The following is a 24970-nucleotide window of genomic DNA, read 5'->3' as shown; positions in this document are numbered from 1 at the left end:
GACGTGAAAAAGCCGCGCTGTTCAGGCGCGGCTCCTCAAGCGAAATATCAGGCAATCAATTGATCTGCGCCGAATCCTTCATCTTGGCGATGTCACGCAAGGCGTCGGTGAGGACCTCGACGGACTGAGCGCCCATGACGGCATATTTGCTGTCGATGATGAAGCAAGGAACGCCGGTGACGCCCATGCCGCGGGCCATCTCGATTTCCTCCGAAACAGCATCCTTGTCGGCATCGGAAGTCAGCAGAGCCGCGATGACGGCGCGGTCAAGGCCGGCTTTCTGGGCGATATCCAGGAGGACGGCGTGATCGCCGACATTGCGGCCTTCCTCGAAATTCGCCTTGAACAGCAATGTCGCAACCTTGCTCTGCGCTTCCGAACCTTCGGTCAGCGCCCAGCGCACCAGCCGGTGCGCATCAAGCGTATTCGGACTGATCTTGACCGCTGCGAAATCGAAGGTGATGCCATCCTCTCTGCCAAGGCCGGTCAGCATGTCATGCGCGCGATCGACGGCGGCCTGACCGCCGAGCTTGGCGGCGAGATGCGCCTTGTGATCGACGCCTTCCGGCGGCAGGTCGGGATTGAGCTGGTAGGGCCGCCAGTTCACCGTCACATGGATATCGCCGGCGACATTGGCGATTGCCTGGTCGAGCCGTGCCTTGCCGAGATAGCACCAGGGGCAGACGACGTCCGAAACGACGTCAATATTCACATGGTCCATGCGCTTGCTCCTTGCGCTGAGGGTTGGTTGCCCAGCGACATAAGCGCGGCCGATTCCGGTTTCAATGCGTTACCAAAAGTATACCGGCCTCTAATCGGCATTACTGCACGGATTCATCCCACCATGCGGGCAATTGGTAACCGTAGAGCGGCACGATGTCGGGACGGCCAATATGTTTCTGCCGGGCAACCCATTGTGCCGAGATATGATAAAGCGGCACGAGATAGAAGTTGGAGACCAGCATCCGGTCGTGGGCGCGAACCGCGGCGGTAAAATCCTCGATCGTGCGGGCCTGCAGGATGTTGTTGACGAGTGTATCGACATCCTTGTCGGCAACACCGGCGAAATTGTCGCTGCCCTGGCGTTCTCGGGCTGTCGAGGTCCAGCGGCCGACCTGCTCGATGCCGGGCGACAGGGAGGACGGGAAGGATTTGACGATCACATCGTAATCAAAGGATTGGCTGCGCTGCTGGTACTGCGAATCGTCCACTGTCCGCACCGATACGGCGATGCCAAGAGCAGCGAGGGATCGCTGATAGGCAAGCGCGAGTTTTTCCTGACCTTCGTTCTGCGTCATGATCTCGAACGACAGCGCCGTGCCCTTCCCATCCAGCATCTTGCCGTCCTTGATGGAATAGCCGGCTTCGCGCAGCAGTGTGACGGCCTCGCGCAGGACATTGCGGTCGCGACCCGTCGCATCCGTCACCGGCAGGCGGTAGCTGCCGTCAAGCACCTTCGGATTGATGCGGTTCCTGATATCGCCGAGCAGGCTCAGTTCGCGATCATCGGCAGGCGTGTCGAGATAGGAGAGGTTGGAATTCTGCCAGAAGCTCTGGGTGCGGGTATAGGAATTGTCGAACAGGTTCTTGTTGGCCCATTCGAAATCGAAGACCATGGCGAGACCTTGACGGAGCTTGGCGTCGGCAAAGATCGCCCTGCGGGTGTTGAAAACGAAGCCGAGCATGCCCGATGGCGTCTTGGGCGTGAACTGGTCCTTGATCACTGCGCCGGACTGAACGGCCGGGAAGTTATAGCTGCGTGCCCACTTGGTCGGGCTGCCTTCCGGATAGACATCGATTTCGCCCTTCTTGAAGGCCTCGAATAGCGAATTGTCCTGCAGGAAATATTCGACCGAGATCTGGTCGTAATTGTCGAACCCGATTTTTGTCGGGAGGTCCTTTGCCCAATAGTCGGGATTGCGCTTGTAGACGATGCGCTCGCCTGCCTTGACCTCGGCCACTTGATAGGGACCGGATCCGAGCGGAAACTTCAACGACGTCTGGTCGAAGGTCGCCACATCCGTCGCATGCTTCGGCAGGATGGGCGTCATCGCAATCAGCAACGGAAATTCGCGATCGGCTTCCTCGTTGAAGGTAAATCGTACGCTGCGATCACCGACCTTTTCCAGCTTTGCCACTTTTGCCATGCGCGTACTGAAGGGGACGCGGCCTTTGTCGCGGAAGAGTTCGAAGGTGAAGATCACGTCTTCCGGCGTCACCGGTTGGCCGTCTGCCCATTTGGCCTTGGGATTCAGGTTGAACTGGATAAAGGTGCGGTCATCATCCCATTCGACCGTTTCGGCGAGCAGCGGATAGAGCGCGAAAGCCTCGTCGCGCGAACGCTGCATCAGCGCATCATAGATGAGATTGCCGTATTCCGGGTCGAGCATGCCGCGCGCCGTGGTGCGCATGCTTTTCAGGATGAACGGGTTGAGGTTGTCGAACGTGCCGACGACGCCATAGGCGATTTTGCCACCCTTTTTTACATTCGGGTTCACGTAAGGGAAGTTCTTGAAATCGGCGGCGAGGGCAGGCTGGCCGTGCATGGCGATGCCGTGGACCGGTTCGGCCTGTGCGACAGCTCCCGTGCTGAGCGTGCCGAGCAGCGAAATCAGACCTAAAAACAATGAGCGCAAGCTCGCCTCCCGCTTCCCTGACCATGTGAATCACGGCAAATTATCACGTTGACCGGCATTTCCAACCGGCAGGCACTGCAAAAAACCCACATGAGCGAAGACAAATAATCAAGGAAAGACTGGATATCCACGCGCGCGCACTGTAACAGGTGTTCCCGGAGACGAGGGTCATGCAATTGCCTTATTTGCCCAACAGGAGAGCGGGCAGCTGACCATAGATGACACGTGGCGCGAGCCCGTTCAGACACCGGAATTCAGGAGACGGATATCGTTATGATCTTCAAGTCGAACTTTACCAAGAAGGCTGCCCTCGCGGCGTTTGCCGGCACTTTCGCCGCCACCGCAATGCCGATTGCTTCCTTCGCGCAGGATGCGGCCGGTCGCCCGCCGCAGGGCTGGTTCAAGGTCTGCACCAAGCAGGAAGACAATGACGTCTGCATCGTGCAGAACCTTTTGACCGCCAGCAACGGCCAGTTGATCACGGCCGTGGGCCTTATCAGCGTTCAGGGCAAGGTCAACCGCAAGGTTCTGCAGGTGTCGGTTCCGTCCGCCCGCCTGGTTCCTCCGGGCATCCAGATGCAGATCGACGGCGGCAAGGGCGCCAAGCTCGATTACGCCATCTGCATGCCGGACAAGTGCGTTGCCGAAGTTCCGCTTTCCGACGCGGTTCTGGCAAGTCTGAAGAAGGGTGGCGAGGTGGTTTTCACCTCCGTCAACTTCCAGCGCGCGCCGAACCCGATCAAGATCTCGCTCAACGGCTTTACCGGCGTGTTCGACGGCGAGCCGATCGAACAGTCGAAGCTGCAGGAGCGCCAGCGTCTTCTGCAGGAAGAAATGCAGAAGAAGGCGGACGACGCTCGCAAGAAGCTGGAAGACGCCCAGAAGGCTGCCAAGGCGAACTGATCGTCTGACGATTGAGACACGAAGGCCCGGATTTCTCTCCGGGCCTTTCCGTTTTGAAGCCTCTACAGCGCCGCGCGTCAAATATGCCGCGCAAAGGTCGCTGTAACACTTTTAAAGATGCTGCATAATTTTATCCTTAGATCGATTCCGATGTAAGGAATTATGCAGCAGCGGCTCAGTGCTGGACGACGGCCTTCGGCTTGTACTGGCCGACCGTTTCAGGGTCGAAGAATGCTGTCACCTGGGAGTGTCGCATCGGCATTCCGCTGTTATCCGAAATCAGGTTCTGCTCGGACACATAGGCGACGTATTCTGTATCATCGTTTTCCGCGAGCAGGTGATAGAACGGCTGGTCCTTCGTCGGACGGACCTCGGCTGGAATGGCATTCCACCATTCGTCCGTGTTGGCATATTCCGGATCGACGTCGAAGATCACGCCGCGGAACGGAAACACGCGATGGCGAACAACCTGTCCAATCTGAAATTTTGCGTCTCTCTGTTTCATCATGTTAGGTTCCTTTCACCATAATATGTGGTGGTTTTTTACGAAACATCAAGGTCTTGCGTGACTGCGTGTACATGGTGCAAACGCCGCGACGGCGTCCGAATGCTGTTGCTTGCCTCGCTTGAGAATTCGTCGTACCTCCTGTGCAGAGGATTTTTCCATGGCGGGCCATGAATGAACAACCAATGGGGCCGGAACAATCAGGTGACGCGCGGCAGCGGCGGTTCGTCGTCCGTCTTGCTTCTGGCGGCGCTGTTGTGCCTGGCCGTGGCAGGCGGCGGCACCTATTTCTGGTTCGCCCGACAGTCGATGCAGGCCGAGATCACCGAATTGAAGACACAAGCGACGGCGTTGGCCAGCGAGGTGACGAACATCACCGACGAGCGCGATACGTTGAACAAGAGCCTAGTCGAGCTCAAGAAGAATTCCGGCAACTGGGCGGAAGAGCTGGAGAAGGATTATGCCGACCTGAAGCTCAACGAAGTGCCGAAACTCAACCGCCTGCTCGACAAACGCGACGGCGATATCGCGGCGCTTGAAAAGCTGCTGTCGACGGAGAAAACGGCGTCGAAATCCGCAGCCGACGACTTCAGCGCGACTATCGCCCGACTGAACGAACAATTGAATGCCGCGAAATCGGATGCAGGCGATGCATGGAAACAGGCCGAGGATCTGGGCAACGCAAAATTGGTTCTCGATAAGCAGGTGGTCAGTCTGAAGACGGCACTAGAGAAGGCGATGGCGGACGCCGTGGCAGCGCGCAAGGCGCTGGAGCGGAAATCAGCCGAGGCTGAAAATAAGCCCCTGACCTTCAAGTCCGCGCTGGATCTGGCGCGCGACGTGCAGATCCAGACGTTGGAACAAAACCTGACTGAGGAGCGCAAACGTGTCGAAGGGCTCGAACGAAAGCTCGCCGATCAGGCCGCCGCAATCGCGAAAAATACGGTGCCCCCGACGACTGACGCCCCCATCGAGACGCAAACGGAACCGAAGGACGAAAAGCCGGCGCCGAATTCAGACCTCATGCCTCGCGACCCGGCACTGGTGGAGAATGTGCTGAATTCGACTCGCGGCATCAGCGTTCTGGATGACGACAAGGCCCGCATCCTCAAGGACAAGCTGTCGTCGGGCGCTTGCGTCACGGATGCGCTGGAAAGCGTGTTCGACAGGGTGCCTCTGATCGTGATGCGCAACCTGATGCGTGATTTCAAGAGTGATTGCTGATATCCGCGTGCCAAGATGCAGCGCGGCCTTCTGGGAGGAGAGACGATGTTCCGACGGGCTTTTGCCATCGCCACGACGCTTGCGGCGCTTTCATTCCATCCGGTTGCTGCTGCCGAATTCGAGAAGAACATCATGACCGGCGGGCCTCAGGGCACGTATATCCAGATCGGACGGGATGTCGCCGCCCTCGGCAAGAGCTGCGGCCAGACGCTCAACGTGGTGGAATCGGCGGGGTCGCTCGAAAACTTCGTCGGCGTGCGCAACCGCCGCAGCACCCAGTTCGGCATCGTCCAGAGCGATGTGCTGGAATATCTGAAGACCTTCGAGGCCAATGATCCGGAGGTTCAGCAGGCGGTGCGCGGCGTGCGGATCATGTATCCGCTCTACAACGAGGAAATCCACGTCCTCGCCAAGTCGGACATTGCAAGCATGAAAGAGTTGACCGGCAAAAAGGTGGCCGTTGGCGTCAAGGACAGCGGCACCTACCTGACGTCCTCGCTGATATTGGACATCCTGCAGGTCAAGACCGGTGAGCGCGTGCCGCTCAACCCGGATGCGGCGCTGCCCAAATTGCTCTCCGGGGAGATCGACGCCTTCTTCTATGTGGCAGGCGCGCCGGCGGCTTTGTTCAAGAACAATCCGATCGATGGCGCCAAATTCCATCTCGTGCCGATCACCGAGGCGCCGCTGCTTGCAACCTACACCGCTTCTCGCATCGACGCCGGTACCTATGCCTTTCAGAAGGATCCGGTCGATCTGATCGCAGTCAAGGCTGTGATGATGACCTATGATTACGACGTCAAGCGCAATGCCTATCAGCGCGAAAGCTGCAAGGCGGTCTCGGATTTTTCAAGCCTGATCCTCAACAATCTCGACGCTTTGCAGGCGACAGGTCACCCGAAATGGAAGGATGTCGACCTCACGGCGCTGCCGCCGGGATGGCAGGTCGGTGTTTGCGTCAAGGCCGGCATGGCGCTCGATTACAAACCGACATGCAAGGTGCCGGAAGCAGTAAGCCAGCCGGATGGCAACGAGGAATATCTCAACCTGCTGAAGCAGCGGCTGAAGAAACAATAATCCAAGGTTCTGCCCTCGCGAAAAAGGCCGACTTCGAAGGAGGCCGGCCTTTTTTCGATTTGATGGATAGCGGGACCCGAAGGTCCCGCGTCGGCCGATCAGGCCGAGTAATACATGTCGAATTCGACCGGATGCGGGGTCATTTCGTAGCGCATGACTTCGACCATCTTCAGTTCGATATAGGCATCGATCTGGTCGTCGTCGAACACGCCGCCGGCGGTCAGGAACTTGCGGTCCCGGTCGAGGCTCTCGAGCGCTTCGCGCAACGAGCCGCAGACGGTCGGAATCTTCTTCAGTTCCTTTGGCGGCAGGTCGTAGAGATCCTTGTCCATGGCCTTGCCCGGATGGATCTTGTTCTTGATGCCGTCGAGGCCGGCCATCAGCATGGATGCAAAGCCGAGATACGGGTTGCCGAGCGGATCGGGGAATCGGATTTCAACACGTTTGGACTTCGGACCCGTGCCGAACGGAATGCGGCAGGAGGCTGAACGGTTGCGGGCAGAATAGGCGAGCAGGACCGGTGCTTCATAACCCGGCACGAGGCGCTTGTACGAGTTCGTCGTCGGATTGGTGAAGGCGTTGATCGCCTTGGCATGCTTGATGATACCGCCGATGAAGTACAGGCAGCTTTCCGACAGGCCGGCATATTCGTCGCCGGCGAATTGCGGCTTGCTATCCTTCCAGATCGACAGATGCACATGCATGCCCGAACCGTTGTCGCCGAAGATCGGCTTCGGCATGAAGGTTGCCGTCTTGCCATAGGCATTGGCGACCTGATGCACGACGTACTTGTAGATCTGCACCTTGTCGGCGCTGCGCACCAGCGTGTCGAACTTGACACCAAGCTCGTGCTGGGCGGCGGCCACTTCATGGTGCTGCTTTTCGACGGTGACGCCCATCTCGGTCAGGACCGTCAGCATTTCGGAACGCATGTCCTGGCAGCTGTCGACCGGCGGAACCGGGAAATAGCCGCCCTTGACGCGCGGACGGTGGCCAAGGTTGCCGGTTTCATAATCTGTGTCGTCGTTCGACGGCAGTTCCGACGAATCCAGCTTGAAGCCCGTATTGTACGGGTCGGCCTTGTACTTGACGTCGTCGAAGACGAAGAATTCCGGCTCGGGGCCCGCATAGACCGTGTCGCCGATACCCGACGCCTTGAGGTAGGCTTCGGCCTTCTTGGCCGTGCCGCGCGGGTCGCGATTATAGGCTTCGCCGGAAACCGGATCCAGGATGTCGCAGACGATGACCATCGTGGACTGGGCGAAGAACGGGTCCATGTGGACCGTCGCCGGGTCAGGCATCAGCACCATGTCGGATTCGTTGATCGCCTTCCAGCCGCCGATCGAGGAACCGTCGAACATGACGCCGTCGGCAAACATGTCTTCGTCCACAACACCAACGTCCATCGTCACGTGATGCAGCTTGCCCTTCGGGTCGGTGAAGCGCAGATCGACGAACTTGACGTCGTTTTCCCGGATCTGCTTGAGAATATCGTTTGCAGTCGTCATTTTTTGAAAGTCCCTCTTTTGAGATGACGAGGTATGCCCAAGGCCAGACGGCCGGGCGGATTAGATGGCGTCGATGCCGGTCTCACCGGTACGAATGCGAATGACCTCTTCGATATTGGACACGAAAATCTTTCCGTCGCCGATACGTCCGGTCTGGGCCGCATTGCGGATTGCCTCGATCACGGCTTCCGCATTTTCGTCTGCCAGCACGACTTCGACTTTCACCTTGGGGAGAAAATCAACAACGTATTCCGCCCCACGATACAGTTCCGTGTGGCCCTTCTGGCGTCCAAAGCCCTTCGCTTCGGTGACGGTGATCCCCTGCAGGCCAACTTCCTGAAGGGCTTCCTTCACTTCGTCCAGCTTGAAAGGCTTTATGATCGCTTCGATCTTTTTCATGAGAAAATGTCTCTCCGCTTCTCCCGTTATGGCAGGCTTATGCCCGCTCGCCCACAAATATGCATTTTGCATGCCAGATATGGCGAATGCGATGCCGTTTTGGATAAAACTCATCCACTGGAGGTGATCATAGCTGTTTATTCGGAATAAACAGCGCCTTTTGCCTATTTTTTATGAAATTTTCTGTGGTGACCGTACTTGTCCGCATCTTGTTGCCCGCAAGGCTCCATCAAGCATGAAAATTGAGCGCCAAATATGTGCAAATGCATAAAAAATGTACAATGTTGGCCCTTACTTTGAGCTTGCCGCTCTCCATGGGGCAGGGCATTTTGAGCCATGCGCTTCGATCGACATCACTCCATCATCACGCCCCTCGAAATGGCCGCCATCGACCGCGACGCGGCACGATCCGGCATCGACAGTTTTGCTCTGATGACAGCAGCCGGCACGGCCGTATCGGCGGCGGCCCTGCGGCTCTATCCAGAGGCGCTACGGTTCGTGGTTCTTTGCGGTTCCGGCAACAATGGCGGCGACGGTTATGTTGCGGCAACAACTCTTCGTGAAAGCGGCGCCGAGGTCACCGTCCACGCGCTCGGCAATCCCTGTGACCTGAAGGGCGATGCAGAGCGCGCCTTTTCGCTCTGGACAGGTGAGGTCGAGCCGATTGGCGGCTACGCGCCGCGGGTTGGAGATGTCATCATTGACGCCCTGTTCGGCGCTGGCCTGACGCGCGCCGTTCCCGACAGCGTCGCGTTGGTCATGCGAGCGATTTCCAGCCGGGATCTTCCCGTCATCGCCGTGGACCTGCCGTCCGGCGTCGATGGGCGCACCGGGCAGGTATTGGGCGAAAGTTTTCACGCCAATCATACGATCACTTTCATGGCCCGCAAGCCGGGGCATCTGCTGATTCCAGGGAGAATGCTCTGCGGTCGGCTCGACGTCGTGGACATCGGCATTCCCGAACGCATTATGCGCGGCCATTGGAGTGGTCTTGCCGAAAACGGCCCGCATGTTTGGAGCGGACACCAATTCTTGCTTGATCCGTCCGCGCACAAGTTCAAGCGCGGCCACCTCGCCGTTTTCTCCGGCGGGCCGCTGTCGACGGGCGCGGCGAGACTTTCGGCGGTGGCCGGGCTGAAGGCCGGCGCCGGACTGGTGACGCTGGCGTCGGGTGCTGAGGCACTTGCTGCCAATGCATCGCATCTGACCGCAGTGATGCTCAAGCATGTGGAAAATGCATCCGAGTTGCAGGTTTGGCTGGACGACAAGCGGATCAGCGCTTTTGTGCTCGGCCCCGGTTTCGGCGATCTGGAAAAGCTCCGTGACTACGTGGCCTTGTTGCATGACCGGTCGCTGGTTCTCGACGCGGATGGCATCACGGCCTTCAAGGATGATCCGTCGCCGCTGTTTTCGGCTTTTTCCTTAGGGCCGAACCGCCTTGTCATGACACCGCATGAGGGGGAATTCGCGAGGCTGTTTCCGGATATCGAAGCCGATGAAGGCCTGTCGAAGGTCGATCGGGCGCTGGCGGCGGCCGAGCGCAGCCATGCCGTCATCGTCTACAAGGGGGCCGATACGGTGATTGCGTCGCCAGATGGCCGCGTCGTTATCAACACCAATGCACCGCCTTGGCTCGCGACCGCCGGATCCGGCGATACGCTCTGCGGTATCATCGGTGCGCATCTGGCGCAGGGCATGCCGGCCTTCGAGGCTGCGGCTGCCGGTGTCTGGCGTCATGGCCGGGCAGGGGCGAAGGCAGGCGAGGGGCTGACGGCGGAAGACCTTGCTGCCGCCATCGAACCGTTGCCCGCCTGATCAATCGACCCGCTTCTGCAGCGCGCGTGCCCCATTCGGCGCATTGACCTTGCCCTCGGTGATGAAGAAAGCAAAAACGTCACGCGGTTTCTTCTCCGGCTTGTGGCTGGGATCGGCATGATCGAGATCGGCGATATCGCCGCCGGCAGCCCAGGTTTTCAGGCGATCGGACCACAGATCGAGACGCTTTTCATCGTAGCAGGTCTCGACATCGTCGCTGCCGGTCTGAAGGCGGGCATAGACGAAATCGCCGGTCACATCGGCGATCATTGGATAGTCGAAATGATCGGCGCAGACGACGGCCACCTTGTGCTTGACGAGCAGAGCGGCGAATTCCGGCACACGGAAGGTATCGTGACGGACCTCGACCACATGCCGCAGCGTCAGGCCATCCTGCTTTTCCGGCAACAGCGCCAGAAACGCCCCGAAATCATCCGGGTCGAATTTCTTGGTCGGCATGAACTGCCAGAGGATCGGTCCGAGATGGTCACCGAGTTCGCTCAAGCCCTGACCGAGAAATTTCTCGATCGAATCTCCGGCGTCCGCCAGCACTTTCTTGTTGGTCGCAAACCGGCTGGCCTTCAGCGAGAAGACAAAACCATCAGGCACTTCCGAGGCCCATTTCGCGAAGGTTTCCGGCTTCTGTGAGCCGTAATAGGTGCCGTTGACCTCGATGACCTTCAACTGGCTGCTGGCATATTCAAGCTGCCGCTTCTTCGACAATTTCTCCGGATAAAACGTCCCCTCCCAGGGATCGAACGTCCAGCCGCCAATGCCGCAACGGATCGTGCCTGATTTTATCATGTTCCCCCCGATAGGTTGTTTATTCCGCCGCCACAGCCTTGCGGATCGGTCGCCGTTCCAGCAGTTCCTTCAGGAATGCGCCGGTATGGGATCGCTTCTCCTTGACGATATCCTCCGGCGTGCCCGCCGCGATCACTTCGCCGCCACCATCGCCGCCTTCCGGGCCGAAATCGATTACCCAGTCCGCCGTCTTGATGACCTCGAGATTATGCTCGATGACCACGACGGAATTACCCTGGTTGACCAGTTCGTGCAGCACTTCCAAAAGCTTGGCGACATCGTGGAAATGCAGGCCGGTGGTTGGCTCGTCGAGGATGTAGAGCGTGCGGCCGGTCGAGCGCTTCGACAGTTCCTTGGCGAGCTTGACGCGCTGCGCCTCGCCGCCCGAGAGCGTATTGGCCTGCTGGCCGACCTTGATATAGCCGAGACCGACACCCTGCAGCGCCTGCAGCTTGTCGCGCACGGCCGGAACCGCGGCGAAGAACTCGACGCCTTCCTCGACGGTCATGTCGAGCACGTCGGCGATCGACTTGCCCTTGAAGTGGACGTCGAGCGTTTCGCGGTTGTAGCGCTTGCCGTGGCAGACGTCGCAGGTGACATAAACGTCGGGCAGGAAATGCATCTCGATCTTGATGACGCCGTCGCCTTGGCAGGCCTCGCAGCGGCCGCCCTTGACGTTGAAGGAGAAACGGCCCGGCTGATAGCCGCGCGTCTTCGCCTCCGGCAGGCCGGCGAACCAGTCGCGGATCGGCGTGAAGGCGCCGGTATAGGTGGCCGGGTTGGAGCGGGGCGTCCGGCCGATTGGCGACTGGTCGATGTCGATGACCTTGTCGATATGCTCGAAGCCGTCGATTCGGTCGTGCTCGGCCGGGATTTCGCGGGCGCCCATGATGCGGCGCGCGGCCGACTTGTAAAGCGTCTCGATCAGGAAAGTCGACTTGCCGCCGCCGGAAACGCCGGTGACCGCCGTGAAGATACCGAGCGGAATGGAGGCCGTGACATTCTTCAAATTGTTCGCGCGCGCGCCGACGACGGTGATTTCCTTTTTCTTCTTCGGCTTGCGGCGCTCGGCCGGGATGGCGACCGCCATTTCGCCGGAGAGATATTTGCCGGTCAGCGAATTCGGATTATCGATAACCTGCTGCGGCGTGCCCTCCGCCACCACCTGGCCGCCGTGGATGCCGGCGGCCGGGCCGATATCGACGACATAGTCCGAGGTGAGGATGGCGTCTTCGTCATGCTCGACGACGATGACCGTATTGCCGATGTCGCGCAGGTGCCGCAGCGTATCGAGCAGGCGGGCATTGTCGCGCTGGTGCAGGCCGATCGACGGTTCATCGAGGACGTAGAGCACGCCGGTCAGGCCCGAGCCGATCTGCGAGGCAAGCCGGATGCGCTGGCTTTCGCCGCCCGACAGCGTGCCGGAATTGCGCGACAGGCTGAGATATTCCAGGCCGACATCGTTCAGGAAGCGCAGGCGTTCGCGGATTTCCTTGAGGATGCGGACCGCGATCTCGTTCTGCTTGGTGTTCATGTGCTGAGGCAGCACCTCGAACCAGTCGCGCGCGACGCGGATCGACATCTGCGTGACCTCGCCGATATGCAGCTTGTTGATCTTGACGGCGAGCGCTTCAGGCTTCAGGCGAAAACCGTTGCAGGACGGGCAGGGGGCTGCCGACATGTAGCGTTCGATTTCCTCGCGCGCCCAGGCGCTGTCGGTTTCCTTCCAGCGGCGCTCCAGGTTCGGCACGATGCCTTCGAAAGTCTTGGTTGTGTTGTAGGACCGGGCGCCGTCCTCGTAGTGGAAACTGATCTTTTCCTCGGTGCCCTGCAGGATCGCCCGCTTGGCGTCGTCCGAAAGGTCGGTCCACTTGCTCGACAGCTTGAAACCGAAAGCCTTGCCCAACGCTTCGAGCGTCTGGTTGTAATAGGGTGAAGAAGATTTCGCCCAGGGCGCGATGGCACCATTCTTGAGCGTCCGCTCCGGTTCCGGAACGATCAGGGCCTCGTCGATCTTCTGCTGGCTGCCGAGACCGTCGCAGGTCGGGCAGGCGCCAAAGGGATTATTAAACGAAAACAGCCGCGGCTCAATCTCCGAAATCGTGAAGCCGGAGACAGGGCAGGCGAACTTTTCCGAAAACAGGACGCGTTCATGCGTCTCGTTCAGCGACTTGTTGGCCGAGCCGCCGGCGGCGGTCTCTTCGAGCGGCAGCGGCTTGTCGGCAAATTCGGCGATGGCGAGGCCGTCGGCAAGCGTCAGGCAGGTCTCCAGGCTGTCGGCAAGCCGCGTCGTCAGATCGGCGCGCACGACGATACGATCGACAACGACGTCGATGTCATGCTTGTATTTCTTGTCGAGCGTTGGCGCATCGGCGATCTCGTAGAACTGGCCGTCGATCTTGACGCGCTGGAAGCCCTTTTTCATCAGCTCGGCGAGTTCCTTCTTATACTCGCCCTTGCGACCGCGCACGATCGGCGCCAGGATATAAAGACGGGTGCCTTCGCCGAACTCGATGACCCTGTCGACCATCTGGCTGACCGTCTGGCTCTCGATCGGAAGGCCAGTCGCTGGTGAATAGGGGATGCCGACCCGCGCAAACAGCAGACGCATATAATCGTAGATCTCGGTGACCGTACCGACCGTCGAGCGCGGATTGCGCGAGGTGGTCTTCTGCTCAATCGAGATCGCCGGCGAAAGGCCGTCGATCTGATCGACATCCGGCTTCTGCATCATTTCCAGGAACTGGCGCGCATAGGCCGACAGGCTCTCGACATAACGTCGCTGGCCTTCGGCATAGATGGTATCGAAAGCAAGCGAAGATTTCCCGGAGCCGGACAAGCCGGTCATGACGATCAGCTTGTTGCGCGGCAGATCGAGGTCGATGCCTTTCAGATTGTGTTCGCGCGCACCGCGAATGGAAATGGTCTCGAGTTTGCTCATCGTGCCCAGCTTTTGATCTGCAATGGAAAGCTCCTATTTAAGGACGCGGACGCCCATGTCGAGGCATCTGCCGAAAAACAGGTCGCTTTCCGAGTCGGTTGACAGGATAATAGGGATTTATTAGAACAAATAAAGAACGAATATCGCAATTGAGCTGTGGATTATTCGCCAAGGCGGGGCGTAACGGTGGGCTCAAGCCGTTAAGATGCCCGCTCAGAATTTCATGGGCCGGGCGCGTTGTCCGGACGATAACGGGAAGAAGTGAGATGGCTGGTAGCGTCAACAAGGTGATTTTGATCGGGAACCTCGGGGCTGACCCGGAAATCCGCCGCACGCAGGACGGCCGCCCAATCGCCAACCTCAACATTGCGACCTCGGAAACATGGCGCGACCGCAATTCCGGCGAGCGCAAGGAAAAGACCGAATGGCACCGCGTGGTGATCTTCAACGAAGGTCTCTGCAAGGTCGCCGAGCAGTACCTCAAGAAAGGCGCGACGGTTTACGTCGAGGGTCAACTGCAGACCCGCAAGTGGCAGGACAAGGACGGCCAGGATCGCTACTCGACCGAAGTCGTGCTGCAGGGCTTCAATTCGACGCTGACCATGCTCGGCGGCCGTGGTGATGGCCAGGGCGCCGGTGGCGGCCGTGGCGGTGCGGATTACGGCGGCGGCAATACCGGCGGTGGTTATGGCGACGACTACGATCGTCCGTCTTCTGCACCGTCGGGCCGTTCCAGCGGCAGCAGCGGTGGCGGCGGTGGAAACTTTTCGCGCGATATGGACGACGATATTCCGTTCTGATCCGATTGTTATCGCATGCAAAAGGCTCGGGAAACCGGGCCTTTTTGTTTTGGATTCGTGGAGCGCCTGGTCACACCGCCATGGCCGATTTGATGCCATCGACTACGAACTGAACGGCGAGCGCGGCCAGAATGACACCCAGCAGCCGCGTCAGGATCGCCCGGCCGGTGACGCCGAGGAACCGGTCGATACGTTCGGCAATGACAAGGGCCGCAAACAGGATGGCGAGGCACACGGCGATCACCACGATCAACTGCGCCCGGTCGATGGTGGCGGAGAAGGATCCGGACAGAAGGATCGTCGCCGAGATCGCGCCCGGACCGGCAATCAGCGGGAGCGCCAGCGGAAACACCGCGATATTGTGAATGTGGTCGCGGGTAATCGCGGTCTCGCCGGTCTTTTCCTTGCGCTCGTTGCGCCGCTCGAAGATCATCTCGAAGGCGATCCAGAACAGGAGAAGGCCGCCGGCGATCCGGAAGGCGCCGATCGAGATGCCGAGCAGACCAAGGATGCCGTTTCCGAACAGGGCGAAGGCGGCGAGAATGAAGAACGCGATCAGCGTTCCGCGCCACGCCACCAGGAACCGCTGCTGCCGGCTCATGCCGACGGTCAGGCTGAGGAAGATCGGTGCCAAGCCTGGAGGATCGATGGTGACCAGGATGGTGGTCAGTGCATTGATCAGAAGGTCGATGTCGGACATCCCGGCTCCCTCGCGGCCTTGTTTATGATTGCCGTCTCATGGATTGTTAGGCGACTGCCACACCGAATGAAAGGCCTCGACTTCACGCTTCCGCCGCTTTTGCCTTGCAAATGCCTGTGGAAGCGCCGATGAGCCCAAAAGGCTGTTCAAAACCCGGCCCCGAAATTGGCGCTCGTCCATGCATTCGGCTATAAAAATATGTCTGATTCTGAACAAAGATCGTGATCGAAATTGACTGAACAAACCACACCCGGCGGCGGCAAGAATCCACCAGGCATCGAGCCTATTTCCATCATGGAGGAAATGCAGCGGTCGTATCTCGATTACGCCATGAGCGTCATCGTCAGCCGCGCTCTCCCGGATGTGCGAGATGGTCTGAAACCCGTGCACCGCCGCATCCTGTTCGGGATGAGCGAGCTCGGCATCGACTGGAATAAGAAATACGTCAAATGCGCCCGCGTCACCGGCGACGTGATGGGTAAATTCCATCCGCACGGCAACTCGGCGATCTATGATGCGCTTGCCCGCATGGCGCAGCCTTGGTCGCTGCGACTGCCGCTGATCGACGGACAGGGCAATTTCGGCTCGATCGACGGCGACCCACCGGCAGCCGAACGCTACACCGAATGCCGCCTTGAAAAGGCAGCCCATGCGCTGCTCGACGACCTCGACAAGGAAACGGTCGATTTCCGCGACAACTACGACGGCACGCTGAGCGAACCGTCGGTTGTTCCGGCGAAATTCCCGAACCTTTTGGTCAACGGCGCGGGCGGCATCGCCGTTGGCATGGCGACGAACATTCCGCCACACAATCTCATCGAAGTCATCAACGGCTGTATCGCGCTGATCGATGAACCGGCGCTGGAACTGCCGCAGTTGATGGAAATCATCCCCGGCCCGGATTTCCCGACGGCGGCGTTCATCCTTGGTCGCTCGGGTATTCGCTCGGCCTATGAGACGGGCCGCGGCTCTGTCATCATGCGCGGCCGCGCCACCATCGAGCCGATGCGCGGCGACCGGGAGCAGATCATCATCACCGAGGTTCCCTATCAGGTGAACAAGGCGACGATGATCGAGAAGATGGCCGAACTGGTCAAGGACAAGCGCATCGAGGGCATTTCCGACCTGCGCGACGAATCCGATCGCCAGGGCTACCGCGTCGTCATCGAGTTGAAGCGCGATGCCAATGCCGAGGTGATCCTCAACCAGCTTTACCGCTATACGCCGTTGCAGACCTCGTTCGGCTGCAACATGGTGGCGCTGAATGGCGGCAAGCCGGAGCAGATGACCCTGCTCGACATGCTGCGTGCCTTCGTCGCCTTCCGCGAGGATGTCATCAGCCGGCGCACGAAATACCTGCTGCGCAAGGCGCGCGACCGGGCGCATGTGTTGGTCGGCCTCGCGATCGCGGTTGCCAATATCGACGAGATCATCAAGCTGATCCGTGAAGCGCCGGATCCGGCCACGGCGCGCGAGCAGTTGATGACCCGCCGCTGGCCGGCATCCGATGTCGAAAGCCTGATCCGCCTGATCGACGATCCACGTCATCGCATCAACGAGGACCTGACCTACAATCTCTCCGAAGAGCAGGCTAGGGCGATCCTCGAGCTGCGTCTCGCCCGCCTGACGGCTCTTGGCCGTGACGAAATCGGCGACGAGCTGAACAAGATCGGCGACGAGATCAAGGATTATCTCGATATTCTGTCCTCGCGCGTCCGGATCATGACCATCGTCAAGGACGAGTTGATCGCCGTTCGCGACGAGTTCGGCACACCGCGCCGTACCGAGATCGTCGAAGGCGGTCCGGACATGGACGACGAGGACCTGATTGCCCAGGAAGACATGGTCATCACCGTGTCGCATCTCGGCTATATCAAGCGTGTGCCGCTGGCCACCTATCGCGCCCAGCGCCGTGGCGGCAAGGGCCGCTCCGGCATGGCGACGCGCGACGAGGATTTCGTTACCCGGCTCTTCGTCGCAAATACGCATACGCCGATGCTGTTCTTCTCGTCGCGCGGCATCGTCTACAAGGAAAAGGTCTGGCGCCTGCCGATTGGCACGCCGCAATCGCGTGGCAAGGCCCTGATCAACATGCTGCCGCTGGAGCCCGGCGAACGTATCACCACGATCATGCCGCTGCCGGAGGATGAGACAACCTGGGAAAACCTCGACGTCATGTTCTCGACCACGCGCGGCACGGTCCGGCGCAACAAGCTATCGGACTTCGTTCAGGTCAACCGTAACGGCAAGATCGCCATGAAGCTCGAGGAGGAGGGTGATGAAATCCTCTCCGTCGAGACCTGCACCGAGCATGACGACGTGCTGCTGACGACAGCGCTTGGCCAGTGCATCCGCTTCTCCGTCGATGACGTGCGCGTCTTTGCCGGCCGCAATTCGATCGGTGTTCGCGGTATCACCATGGGTGAAGGCGACCGGATCATTTCAATGACCATCGTCAGCCATGTTGATGCGGAACCCTGGGAGCGTGCAGCTTACCTGAAACGGGCTGCCTCAGAACGTCGCGCAGCAACCGGCGAGGACGAGGAAATCGCCCTGGTCGGCGAAGAAGTCACCGAGGAAGGTCAGCTCGAAGATGCGCGTTACGAGGAACTGAAGGCGCGTGAACAGTTCGTGCTGACGATCTCGGTCAAGGGCTTCGGCAAGCGCTCGTCCACCTACGACTTCCGAACCTCCGGCCGCGGCGGCAAGGGTATCCGCGCCACCGATACGTCGAAGACCGGCGAAATCGGGGAACTGGTGGCAGCGTTCCCGGTGGAAGACAAGGACCAGATCATGCTCGTCTCCGATGGCGGCCAACTGATCCGCGTTCCCGTCGGTGGCATCCGCCTTGCCAGCCGCGCCACCAAGGGCGTGACGATCTTCTCGACGGCCAAGGACGAGAAGGTCGTATCGGTCGAGCGGATCAGTGAACCCGCCGATGAGGACGACGACATCGCGGGCGTCATCGCCCAGCCTGAAGGTGATGAAGCTGCCGACCCACCAGCCGGAACGGAAGAATAAGCTTTTGAAACTCGTTTAATAGGCCGGGCGATCAGGTCGCCCGGCTGTTTCTTTGACATAAGTCTTTGATGCGCGGTGCCTTCGGACAAAGAAAAACCGGACTGGCAGGGGAACCGTCCGGTTTTTGATATCAGCTGGCACTGGAGGTTGCCGCTGTCGAAAGATTTTTCTTAGTATAAATGTCACACGCTGAAACCGCGTGTATCCGGTGTGCCGGTCTTCATCACAGCACGGTCGCGCTGAACTTGAAGAATGGTTTTTGTAAAGTCGACCAGGAACACGATACTGATTACGGCCGAGACGATCATCATGGTGATTGCCATTCGGACTTCCTCTATTTCAACAATGGATCGCGGTTAAGACCGGAACGGTCGCCGCGTGCTTCGTTTCTCAGTGCATGTGCCGTTGCGAACAGCATTGCGAAAAACATCGTCATCGAGAGAAGAATAAGTGCCATAACCGTGATCCTTTCAGCCAGATAACGGCCGCGTTCTAAAAAAGTTCCGCTCATTACCTGGGCGCCTCGAAGTCGTCGTCGGCGTCTCAGTGAACGTAGCTTCTTTCTAGTCTTGATCTGTCAGTCGCGCTGTTTCCCGGGGAACAGGGATGGGCCAAGACGAACGCTCCCTTGCGATTGCACGCGGACCGTGACAAAAGGCTTGCGAAACGGAAACGGATGCGATGACAACTGCTTTTTATCCCGGCTCCTTCGATCCGATGACGAACGGTCACCTCGATGTGCTGGTGCAGGCCTTGAATGTGGCGTCATCGGTGATCGTCGCCATCGGCATCCATCCCGGCAAGACACCGCTGTTCTCGTTTGAAGAGCGTTCCGACCTGATCCGGCGCTCGCTCGGCGAGTTCCTGCCCGACCGGGCAGGCGACATCTCCGTGGTTTCCTTCGACAATCTGGTGGTCGATGCCGCCCGCAGCAACGGCGCCTCGCTTCTCGTGCGCGGCCTGCGTGACGGAACCGATCTGGATTATGAAATGCAGATGGCCGGCATGAACCGGCAGATGGCGCCCGATATCCAGACCTTGTTTCTGCCGGCGGGAACGGCCTCGCGGCCCATTACCGCCACATTGGTCCGCCAGATCGCGGCGATGGGCGGCGATGTCAGCGCCTTCGTGCCCAAGGCCGTTCACCAGGCCCTCAAGACCAAACGCAAGTCCTGACGTATTCTTTCACTCCACGGGAGCTACCATGAAAATCCTCCAACTCGCTTTCGCAGGCGCCGTTGTCCTCGCATCCCTGACCAGCAATGCCTTCGCTCAGGCCAAGGAATACATCACGATCCAGCTGAAGGACGGCCCGGTGGTGATCGAACTCCTGCCGGAAGTGGCGCCGAAGCACGTTGCCCGCATCAAGGAACTGGTGGAATCCGGCGAATACAACAATGTCGCCTTCCACCGCGTCATCCCGGGCTTCATGGCGCAGACCGGCGATGTCCAGTACGGCAATATGGAAAAGGATTTCAAGCCCGAGATGGCCGGCATGGGCGGCTCCTCGAAGCCGGACGTTCAGGCCGAGTTTTCCCAGGTTCCGTTCGCGCGCGGCACGGTGGGCATGGCCCGCAGCCAGGATCCGAACTCGGCCAATTCGCAGTTCTTCATCATGTTCGCGCCGGGCGATTTCCTGAATGGCCAGTACACGGTCGTCGGTCAGGTCGTCGAGGGCATGGAGAATGTCGACAAGATCAAGATGGGCGATGAGGCCAACAATGGTTCCGTCACCGATCCCGACCGGATGATCAGCGTCAAGGTCGGCAAGTAAACCCAATTCAACCACGCCTGACGAATAACACGAAGGAGAAGGCCATGGCGGAGATCAAGGATCCCGAGAACACCATCATCATGGAAACCACCAAGGGGCAGGTCGTCATCCAGCTTCTGCCGGACCTGGCGCCGGGCCACGTCGCCCGCATCAAGGAACTGTGCGCCGAAGGTGCCTATGACGGCGTCGTCTTCCACCGCGTCATCGACGACTTCATGGCGCAGACCGGCGACGTGCAGTACGGCAAGAAGGGCGGCAAGGACTTCAATCCGGCCCGTGCCGGCATGGGCGGCTCCGACAAGCCGGACCTCAAGGCCGAGTTTTCCAACATGAGCCATGTTCGCGGGACCTGCTCGATGGCCCGCAGCCAGATGCCGAACTCCGCCAACTCGCAGTTCTTCATCTGCTTCACCGACGCGCCCTGGCTGAACAAGCAGTATTCGGTCTGGGGCCAGGTCATTTCCGGCATGGAAACGATCGACAACATCAAGAAGGGCGAACCGGTCAAGGATCCCGACAGCATCGTGTCGATGAAACTTGCTGCCAACGCCTGATTCAGGCTATTGCCAAGACCCGTCCCGCTGCCTTCAAAGGGCGTCGGGGCGGGTTTGCCGTTTTTAAAGAAGATTTGGAATGCGCGTCGATCTGTTCGATTTCGATCTCCCCGAGGACAATATAGCGCTGAGGCCGGCAAGCCCGCGTGACAGCGCCCGCCTGCTTGTCGTGAGGCCCGGTGAGCCGCTTTCTGATCATGGCGTGATGGACTTGCCATCCTTCCTGCGCCCCGGCGATGCGCTGGTCTTCAACGACACAAAGGTGATCCCGGCGCAGCTCGAAGGACTGCGGCGACGCGGCGAAGATGTGGTCACCGCAGTCTCGTTGACCCTGCATATGCGAACCGCGCCGGACCGCTGGAAAGCCTTCGCACGGCCGGCCAAGCGCCTGAAACCGGGCGACCGCATCGCCTTCGGCCATGGCTCGAATGCCTGTTTGCTCGGCACGCTGGATGCGACCATTGAGGAAAAGGGCGAGGCGGGCGAGGTGACCCTGCGGTTCGACCTGTCCGGGCCAGCGCTCGATGAAGCGATTCTCGCGGTCGGCCATATTCCGCTGCCGCCTTATATCGCCTCGAAGCGTCCCGAGGATGCGCAGGACCGAACGGACTACCAGACGGTTTATGCCCGCGAGGAGGGTGCGGTGGCCGCGCCGACCGCCGGTCTGCATTTCACCGATCGCCTGTTTGCCGCTCTCGATACGCTTGGTGTCGAGCGTCATTTCGTGACCCTGCATGTCGGCGCCGGGACGTTCCTGCCGATGAAGGCCGATGATACCGAGGATCACGTCATGCACGAGGAAGTCGGTTATGTCAGCGCCGACGTTGCCGCTCGCTTGAACGCGGTGAAGGCGAGGGGCGGCCGCATCGTCTGTGTGGGCACAACCTCCCTGCGGCTGATCGAAAGCGCTTCGCGCGAGGACGGATCGATCCATCCGTGGTCGGGACCAACGGGCATTTTCATCACGCCGGGCTACCGGTTCCGCGCGGTCGATGTGCTCATGACCAATTTTCACCTGCCGAAGTCGACGCTGTTCATGCTCGTTTCGGCCTTCAGCGGCCTTGAAACGATGCGGCAAGCCTATGCGCATGCCATCGACGCCGGCTACCGCTTCTATTCCTATGGCGATTCCAGCCTGCTGTTCCGGGATATTCCCAGAAACGAGACCGTATGAGCGAGACATTCCAGTTCAACATCAAGGCAACCGATGGCAAGGCGCGTCGCGGCACGGTGTCCATGCCGCGCGGCGAAATCCGCACGCCAGCCTTCATGCCGGTCGGGACGGTCGGCACTGTCAAGGCGATGTATCTCGATCAGGTGCGCGATCTCGGCGCCGACATCATTCTCGGCAACACCTATCACCTGATGCTGCGCCCGGGTCCCGAGCGTGTCGCCCGGCTGGGAGGCCTGCACGAACTGATCCGCTGGCCCTATCCGATCCTGACGGATAGCGGCGGCTTCCAGGTCATGTCGCTCGCCGGCCTGCGCAAGCTCGACGAGAAGGGCGTGACATTCAAGAGCCATGTCGACGGCGCGCTGCATCACATGTCGCCGGAACGGTCGATAGAAATACAGGGCATGCTCGACAGTGATATCCAGATGCAGCTCGACGAATGTGTGAGGCTTCCGGCGGAACCATCTGATATTGAACGCGCAATGGAGATGTCACTGCGCTGGGCCGACCGCTGCAAGACGGCTTTTGGCGATCAGCCGGGCAAAGCGATGTTCGGCATCGTCCAAGGCGGCGATGTGCCGGCTTTGCGTGTCCGTTCCGCTCAGGCCCTGTCCTCGCTCGACCTCAAGGGCTACGCCATTGGCGGCCTCGCCGTCGGTGAACCGCAGGATGTCATGCTGGACATGCTCGACATCACCTGCCCGGAACTGCCGGCGGAAAAGCCGCGCTACCTGATGGGCGTCGGCACGCCCGACGATATCCTGAAATCCGTGGCGCGCGGCATCGATATGTTCGACTGCGTCATGCCGACCCGCGCCGGTCGCCATGGTCTGGCCTTCACGCGGCGCGGACGCGTGAACCTGCGCAATGCGCGCCATGCCGAAGACACCCGGCCGCTGGACGACCAGTCGTCCTGCCCGGCTTCGCGCGACTATTCGCGTGCCTATTTGCATCACCTCGTTCGGGCCGATGAATCGCTCGGCGGTATGCTGCTGACATGGAACAACCTGGCCTATTATCAGGAACTGATGGCCGGCATCCGCCAGGCGATCGAGGAAGGCCGCTACAGTGCGTTCATGGAAGAGACACAGGAGATGTGGCGCCAAGGCGATCTCGCACCCCTGTGAGGCCGCAGGGAGCGGTTTAGCCAGTCTTAAAGCGGATCCCGTTCAGATTTCGGGGCCGGGCGCCTGCTGCAGCATCTGCACGCCGTTGATCTTGTAGCTGCCATCCGGCTGCTTGACGAGGAAATACACCGCCGTCCAGTCCTTGCCGTCGGGACCGGAGATCAGGACCTCCTGAACGACCGTGCCGCCGTCGACCTTGCTGCGGCCGAAGGCGAAATTACCGGGGCGATAGACCGGCGTATAGCCGCGCTTCACCATCTCGAAGAAGATCGACTTGTCCGGAAACTTGCCTTGGATTTGCGGTGAGGCAAAGGAATAGGCGGTCGTCGCATCATCGTTCAGGAAAGCTTCGATCTGTTGCTGGATGATTGACTGCGCCGTGTCGATCGGCTCAGCGGCAAGGGCCGCCGTCGCAGGCAGCGTGAGCATTGCTATGCATGCACAGGCTCTCAACATCTGGATCATCGCCCCATCTCCTCCATGTTCCGTGGCAGTGGACATGATACGGCAGTCGGGCTGAAACGGTTTCAGGCTTGGCGAGAAAATCACATTAACGTAGTCAACTAAGTTTCATATTTTCAGGTAATTGACGACGGTATCTAAAGTCGATTCTATTTTCTCAACTATCCGTGATGTCTAACTTAGCGCAGTTTCTGCGTTATTCAGATCCCGAGCCGGTCTTTCATCCGCCCCCAGAGCATGGCCGCATGCGTCCCAATGGGCCAGAAGGCGTGGAAGCGCATTGGTTGGATATCACTGAAGGGCAGGTCGATGGTTGTCGACGGTCCGTCGATCAAGCGCTGCGCGAGTTGCTGGCCCATGGCGGTCGCCAGGGCCACACCACGGCCGTTGCAGCCGAGATAGATCAACACGTCATCAGTCGGCGCATGCAGGTGCGGCAGGTGATCCGCGGTGATCGCCAACTGGCCGTTCCAGGCATGTGTCCAGCGGACACCCTTGAGTTCCGGCCAGAGCGCTACGGCATAGCGCTGGAGATAGGCGAGCGCCCCGGTCGGCCCCATGATCGAGCGCTGTGGCCCGCGCCCGCCCATCAGCAGCCGGTTCTCGCTATCGATCCGGTAGTAGACGGTGATATGACCACTTTCATAGAGCACTGGGCGTTGCGGCAGGATGCGCGCTGCCAAGCTGTCGGGCAAGGGTTCAGTAGCAACGATGGAACTGTAGATCGGCACCAGAGATTGCTTCAAGCGAGGCCATAAGCCGTCGGCATAAGCATTTGTAACGACAAGCAACTTGTCTGCCGTGACGGACGCCGTCTCCGTCTTCAGTTTCCAGTGTCCGGCCTGCCGTCTGGCAGAGATCACCCGACTCCCGCCGTGAATGGTTGCTCCAGCTGCCTGCGCGGCTCTGGCAAGACCACGCGCATAGTTGAGCGGATGCAGATCGCCGCCGCGCGGATCAAGCAGGGCTGCGGGATAGCGGTTGGTGCCTGTGGCTGAACGCATCGTATCCGCATCCAGAAGGCGCGTCGGGATGCCGTGCGCGGCGTATTGGGCGGCGGTCACGCGCACCGCGTCAGTGGTGACCGCGCTCGTCGCGGCGCGCAGCGTGCCGTTTTGGCGGGCGTCACACTTGATGCCAAGGCGGCGGATGAGGTCGAAGGTGAAGTCCGGCGCACCCCAAGCCATGGCGATCATGCGGCGCCCCAGATCGTCGCCGAAGCGGGCGAGCAATTCATCCGGATTGAATTTCAGCCCGGGATTGACCTGACCGCCATTGCGTCCCGACGCGCCCCATCCGGGCTCATGGGCTTCGAGCACGCAGGTATCGACACCGGCCTCCGCCAGGTGCAAGGCAGCCGACAGTCCGGCAAAACCGCCGCCGACAATGGCGACGGACACGGTCCGGTCACCGTCAAGCGGCGGCGTGACCGGCGGCGCATGGGCCGTATCGGCATAGAGGCTGGGCGGCAGAGACGATAGTAGATCGGCGGACATGCTGCTCTTTCAATAGGATGGTGGCAAACCATCCCATAGCTTGTTAAGTT

At 59.8% G+C, this 24970-nt stretch carries 23 protein-coding genes; 11 read left to right on the top strand and 12 right to left on the bottom strand.

Annotated features, from left to right (window positions below; all coding sequences use genetic code 11):
• Nucleotides 1-55: 55 nt before the first annotated feature.
• Entirely contained in the window at nucleotides 56-721 is a 666-nt protein-coding gene (locus ACST81_RS13955; protein WP_438748568.1) for a DsbA family oxidoreductase, read from the bottom strand.
• Nucleotides 722-821: 100 nt separating this feature from the next.
• Nucleotides 822-2627, bottom strand: coding sequence for an extracellular solute-binding protein (locus ACST81_RS13950; protein ID WP_438753563.1), 1806 nt, complete (start codon nucleotides 2625-2627; stop codon nucleotides 822-824).
• Between the two features lie 282 nt (nucleotides 2628-2909).
• On the opposite strand from ACST81_RS13950, the gene ACST81_RS13945 reads away from it, so the two are divergent.
• Complete coding sequence (locus ACST81_RS13945; RefSeq protein WP_438748566.1) at nucleotides 2910-3539, top strand: invasion associated locus B family protein; 630 nt, start codon at nucleotides 2910-2912, stop codon at nucleotides 3537-3539.
• Nucleotides 3540-3714: 175 nt separating this feature from the next.
• Here ACST81_RS13945 and hspQ read toward each other — a convergent pair whose 3' ends face one another.
• Nucleotides 3715-4044, bottom strand: coding sequence for a heat shock protein HspQ (hspQ, locus tag ACST81_RS13940; RefSeq protein WP_438753561.1), 330 nt, complete (start codon nucleotides 4042-4044; stop codon nucleotides 3715-3717).
• A 174-nt stretch (nucleotides 4045-4218) separates the two neighbouring features.
• On the opposite strand from hspQ, the gene ACST81_RS13935 reads away from it, so the two are divergent.
• Both ACST81_RS13935 and ACST81_RS13930 read left to right on the top strand, forming a co-directional pair.
• On the top strand, nucleotides 4219-5268 hold the full coding sequence (locus tag ACST81_RS13935) for a hypothetical protein (protein WP_438748563.1): 1050 nt from the start codon (nucleotides 4219-4221) through the stop codon (nucleotides 5266-5268).
• Nucleotides 5269-5313: 45 nt separating this feature from the next.
• Nucleotides 5314-6345, top strand: coding sequence for a TAXI family TRAP transporter solute-binding subunit (locus ACST81_RS13930; protein WP_438748560.1), 1032 nt, complete (start codon nucleotides 5314-5316; stop codon nucleotides 6343-6345).
• Between the two features lie 98 nt (nucleotides 6346-6443).
• Here the strand turns inward: ACST81_RS13930 and glnA are convergent, their stop codons facing one another.
• Together glnA and ACST81_RS13920 are read right to left on the bottom strand one after the other, a co-directional pair.
• Nucleotides 6444-7853, bottom strand: coding sequence for a type I glutamate--ammonia ligase (glnA, locus tag ACST81_RS13925; RefSeq protein ID WP_438748558.1), 1410 nt, complete (start codon nucleotides 7851-7853; stop codon nucleotides 6444-6446).
• Nucleotides 7854-7913: 60 nt separating this feature from the next.
• Nucleotides 7914-8252: a P-II family nitrogen regulator gene (locus tag ACST81_RS13920; protein ID WP_018324798.1), complete on the bottom strand. Its 339-nt coding sequence runs from the start codon at nucleotides 8250-8252 to the stop codon at nucleotides 7914-7916.
• A gap of 336 nt (nucleotides 8253-8588) precedes the next feature.
• Between ACST81_RS13920 and ACST81_RS13915 the strand changes: the two genes are divergently transcribed.
• A complete protein-coding gene (locus ACST81_RS13915; RefSeq protein ID WP_438748555.1) occupies nucleotides 8589-10067 on the top strand; it encodes an NAD(P)H-hydrate dehydratase in 1479 nt (492 codons plus the stop codon).
• On the opposite strand, the gene ACST81_RS13910 is transcribed toward ACST81_RS13915, so the two are convergent.
• Both ACST81_RS13910 and uvrA read right to left on the bottom strand, forming a co-directional pair.
• Entirely contained in the window at nucleotides 10068-10871 is an 804-nt protein-coding gene (locus ACST81_RS13910) for a DUF72 domain-containing protein (RefSeq protein ID WP_438748552.1), read from the bottom strand.
• A 19-nt stretch (nucleotides 10872-10890) separates the two neighbouring features.
• Nucleotides 10891-13812 (bottom strand): excinuclease ABC subunit UvrA, encoded by a 2922-nt coding sequence (gene uvrA / locus ACST81_RS13905; protein ID WP_438748550.1) that lies wholly within the window; start codon nucleotides 13810-13812, stop codon nucleotides 10891-10893.
• A 266-nt stretch (nucleotides 13813-14078) separates the two neighbouring features.
• Between uvrA and ACST81_RS13900 the strand changes: the two genes are divergently transcribed.
• Complete coding sequence (locus tag ACST81_RS13900) at nucleotides 14079-14612, top strand: single-stranded DNA-binding protein (protein WP_438748547.1); 534 nt, start codon at nucleotides 14079-14081, stop codon at nucleotides 14610-14612.
• A gap of 70 nt (nucleotides 14613-14682) precedes the next feature.
• Here the strand turns inward: ACST81_RS13900 and ACST81_RS13895 are convergent, their stop codons facing one another.
• Nucleotides 14683-15312: a MarC family protein gene (locus ACST81_RS13895; RefSeq protein ID WP_438748545.1), complete on the bottom strand. Its 630-nt coding sequence runs from the start codon at nucleotides 15310-15312 to the stop codon at nucleotides 14683-14685.
• 231 nt (nucleotides 15313-15543) lie between these two features.
• On the opposite strand from ACST81_RS13895, the gene gyrA reads away from it, so the two are divergent.
• Nucleotides 15544-18333, top strand: coding sequence for a DNA gyrase subunit A (gene gyrA, locus ACST81_RS13890; RefSeq protein ID WP_438748543.1), 2790 nt, complete (start codon nucleotides 15544-15546; stop codon nucleotides 18331-18333).
• 182 nt (nucleotides 18334-18515) lie between these two features.
• Here the strand turns inward: gyrA and ACST81_RS13885 are convergent, their stop codons facing one another.
• Together ACST81_RS13885 and ACST81_RS13880 are read right to left on the bottom strand one after the other, a co-directional pair.
• Nucleotides 18516-18656, bottom strand: a complete 141-nt coding sequence (locus ACST81_RS13885; RefSeq protein WP_438748540.1) for a hypothetical protein — start codon at nucleotides 18654-18656, stop codon at nucleotides 18516-18518.
• A gap of 11 nt (nucleotides 18657-18667) precedes the next feature.
• On the bottom strand, nucleotides 18668-18844 hold the full coding sequence (locus ACST81_RS13880; RefSeq protein ID WP_438748538.1) for a hypothetical protein: 177 nt from the start codon (nucleotides 18842-18844) through the stop codon (nucleotides 18668-18670).
• A gap of 170 nt (nucleotides 18845-19014) precedes the next feature.
• On the opposite strand from ACST81_RS13880, the gene coaD reads away from it, so the two are divergent.
• The 5 genes from coaD to tgt all read left to right on the top strand — a co-directional run bounded on the left by coaD (nucleotide 19015) and on the right by tgt (nucleotide 22962).
• Nucleotides 19015-19509 (top strand): pantetheine-phosphate adenylyltransferase, encoded by a 495-nt coding sequence (gene coaD / locus ACST81_RS13875; protein ID WP_438748535.1) that lies wholly within the window; start codon nucleotides 19015-19017, stop codon nucleotides 19507-19509.
• A 28-nt stretch (nucleotides 19510-19537) separates the two neighbouring features.
• Nucleotides 19538-20107 (top strand): peptidylprolyl isomerase, encoded by a 570-nt coding sequence (locus ACST81_RS13870; RefSeq protein WP_438748534.1) that lies wholly within the window; start codon nucleotides 19538-19540, stop codon nucleotides 20105-20107.
• Nucleotides 20108-20151: 44 nt separating this feature from the next.
• Nucleotides 20152-20661, top strand: coding sequence for a peptidylprolyl isomerase (locus ACST81_RS13865; protein ID WP_062581121.1), 510 nt, complete (start codon nucleotides 20152-20154; stop codon nucleotides 20659-20661).
• A gap of 79 nt (nucleotides 20662-20740) precedes the next feature.
• Nucleotides 20741-21835, top strand: coding sequence for a tRNA preQ1(34) S-adenosylmethionine ribosyltransferase-isomerase QueA (gene queA, locus ACST81_RS13860; RefSeq protein WP_438748531.1), 1095 nt, complete (start codon nucleotides 20741-20743; stop codon nucleotides 21833-21835).
• Nucleotides 21832-22962 carry a tRNA guanosine(34) transglycosylase Tgt gene (gene tgt / locus ACST81_RS13855; RefSeq protein ID WP_438748529.1) on the top strand — a complete coding sequence of 377 codons (1131 nt, stop codon included), beginning with the start codon at nucleotides 21832-21834 and terminating at the stop codon, nucleotides 22960-22962. Before queA ends, tgt begins: the two co-directional genes overlap by 4 nt.
• 42 nt (nucleotides 22963-23004) lie before the next feature.
• Here the strand turns inward: tgt and ACST81_RS13850 are convergent, their stop codons facing one another.
• Together ACST81_RS13850 and ACST81_RS13845 are read right to left on the bottom strand one after the other, a co-directional pair.
• Nucleotides 23005-23418: a DUF4864 domain-containing protein gene (locus tag ACST81_RS13850; RefSeq protein WP_438753558.1), complete on the bottom strand. Its 414-nt coding sequence runs from the start codon at nucleotides 23416-23418 to the stop codon at nucleotides 23005-23007.
• Between the two features lie 206 nt (nucleotides 23419-23624).
• Nucleotides 23625-24920: an NAD(P)/FAD-dependent oxidoreductase gene (locus ACST81_RS13845; RefSeq protein WP_438748526.1), complete on the bottom strand. Its 1296-nt coding sequence runs from the start codon at nucleotides 24918-24920 to the stop codon at nucleotides 23625-23627.
• Nucleotides 24921-24970 lie beyond the last annotated feature (50 nt).

It is taken from the genome of Pararhizobium sp. O133 (assembly GCF_051669845.1).
Taxonomy (GTDB): domain Bacteria; phylum Pseudomonadota; class Alphaproteobacteria; order Rhizobiales; family Rhizobiaceae; genus Pararhizobium.
The sequence above is the reverse complement of the archived record's forward strand: the minus strand, read 5'-3'. Positions and strand labels throughout refer to the sequence as shown.

Bases quoted from the DNA above. Each gene is read 5' to 3' on its own strand.
- ACST81_RS13880 (WP_438748538.1), bottom strand. From the start codon at position 18,844: ATGAGCGGAACTTTTTTAGAACGCGGCCGTTATCTGGCTGAAAGGATC.
- ACST81_RS13850 (WP_438753558.1), bottom strand. From the start codon at position 23,418: ATGTTGAGAGCCTGTGCATGCATAGCAATGCTCACGCTGCCTGCGACG.
- tgt (WP_438748529.1), top strand. From the start codon at position 21,832: ATGAGCGAGACATTCCAGTTCAACATCAAGGCAACCGATGGCAAGGCG.
- ACST81_RS13895 (WP_438748545.1), bottom strand. From the start codon at position 15,312: ATGTCCGACATCGACCTTCTGATCAATGCACTGACCACCATCCTGGTC.
- ACST81_RS13885 (WP_438748540.1), bottom strand. From the start codon at position 18,656: ATGGCAATCACCATGATGATCGTCTCGGCCGTAATCAGTATCGTGTTC.
- ACST81_RS13955 (WP_438748568.1), bottom strand. From the start codon at position 721: ATGGACCATGTGAATATTGACGTCGTTTCGGACGTCGTCTGCCCCTGG.
- ACST81_RS13870 (WP_438748534.1), top strand. From the start codon at position 19,538: ATGAAAATCCTCCAACTCGCTTTCGCAGGCGCCGTTGTCCTCGCATCC.
- ACST81_RS13915 (WP_438748555.1), top strand. From the start codon at position 8,589: ATGCGCTTCGATCGACATCACTCCATCATCACGCCCCTCGAAATGGCC.
- ACST81_RS13900 (WP_438748547.1), top strand. From the start codon at position 14,079: ATGGCTGGTAGCGTCAACAAGGTGATTTTGATCGGGAACCTCGGGGCT.
- hspQ (WP_438753561.1), bottom strand. From the start codon at position 4,044: ATGAAACAGAGAGACGCAAAATTTCAGATTGGACAGGTTGTTCGCCAT.
- uvrA (WP_438748550.1), bottom strand. From the start codon at position 13,812: ATGAGCAAACTCGAGACCATTTCCATTCGCGGTGCGCGCGAACACAAT.
- queA (WP_438748531.1), top strand. From the start codon at position 20,741: ATGCGCGTCGATCTGTTCGATTTCGATCTCCCCGAGGACAATATAGCG.
- ACST81_RS13945 (WP_438748566.1), top strand. From the start codon at position 2,910: ATGATCTTCAAGTCGAACTTTACCAAGAAGGCTGCCCTCGCGGCGTTT.
- ACST81_RS13935 (WP_438748563.1), top strand. From the start codon at position 4,219: ATGAACAACCAATGGGGCCGGAACAATCAGGTGACGCGCGGCAGCGGC.
- ACST81_RS13930 (WP_438748560.1), top strand. From the start codon at position 5,314: ATGTTCCGACGGGCTTTTGCCATCGCCACGACGCTTGCGGCGCTTTCA.
- ACST81_RS13865 (WP_062581121.1), top strand. From the start codon at position 20,152: ATGGCGGAGATCAAGGATCCCGAGAACACCATCATCATGGAAACCACC.
- ACST81_RS13910 (WP_438748552.1), bottom strand. From the start codon at position 10,871: ATGATAAAATCAGGCACGATCCGTTGCGGCATTGGCGGCTGGACGTTC.
- coaD (WP_438748535.1), top strand. From the start codon at position 19,015: ATGACAACTGCTTTTTATCCCGGCTCCTTCGATCCGATGACGAACGGT.
- ACST81_RS13845 (WP_438748526.1), bottom strand. From the start codon at position 24,920: ATGTCCGCCGATCTACTATCGTCTCTGCCGCCCAGCCTCTATGCCGAT.
- glnA (WP_438748558.1), bottom strand. From the start codon at position 7,853: ATGACGACTGCAAACGATATTCTCAAGCAGATCCGGGAAAACGACGTC.
- ACST81_RS13920 (WP_018324798.1), bottom strand. From the start codon at position 8,252: ATGAAAAAGATCGAAGCGATCATAAAGCCTTTCAAGCTGGACGAAGTG.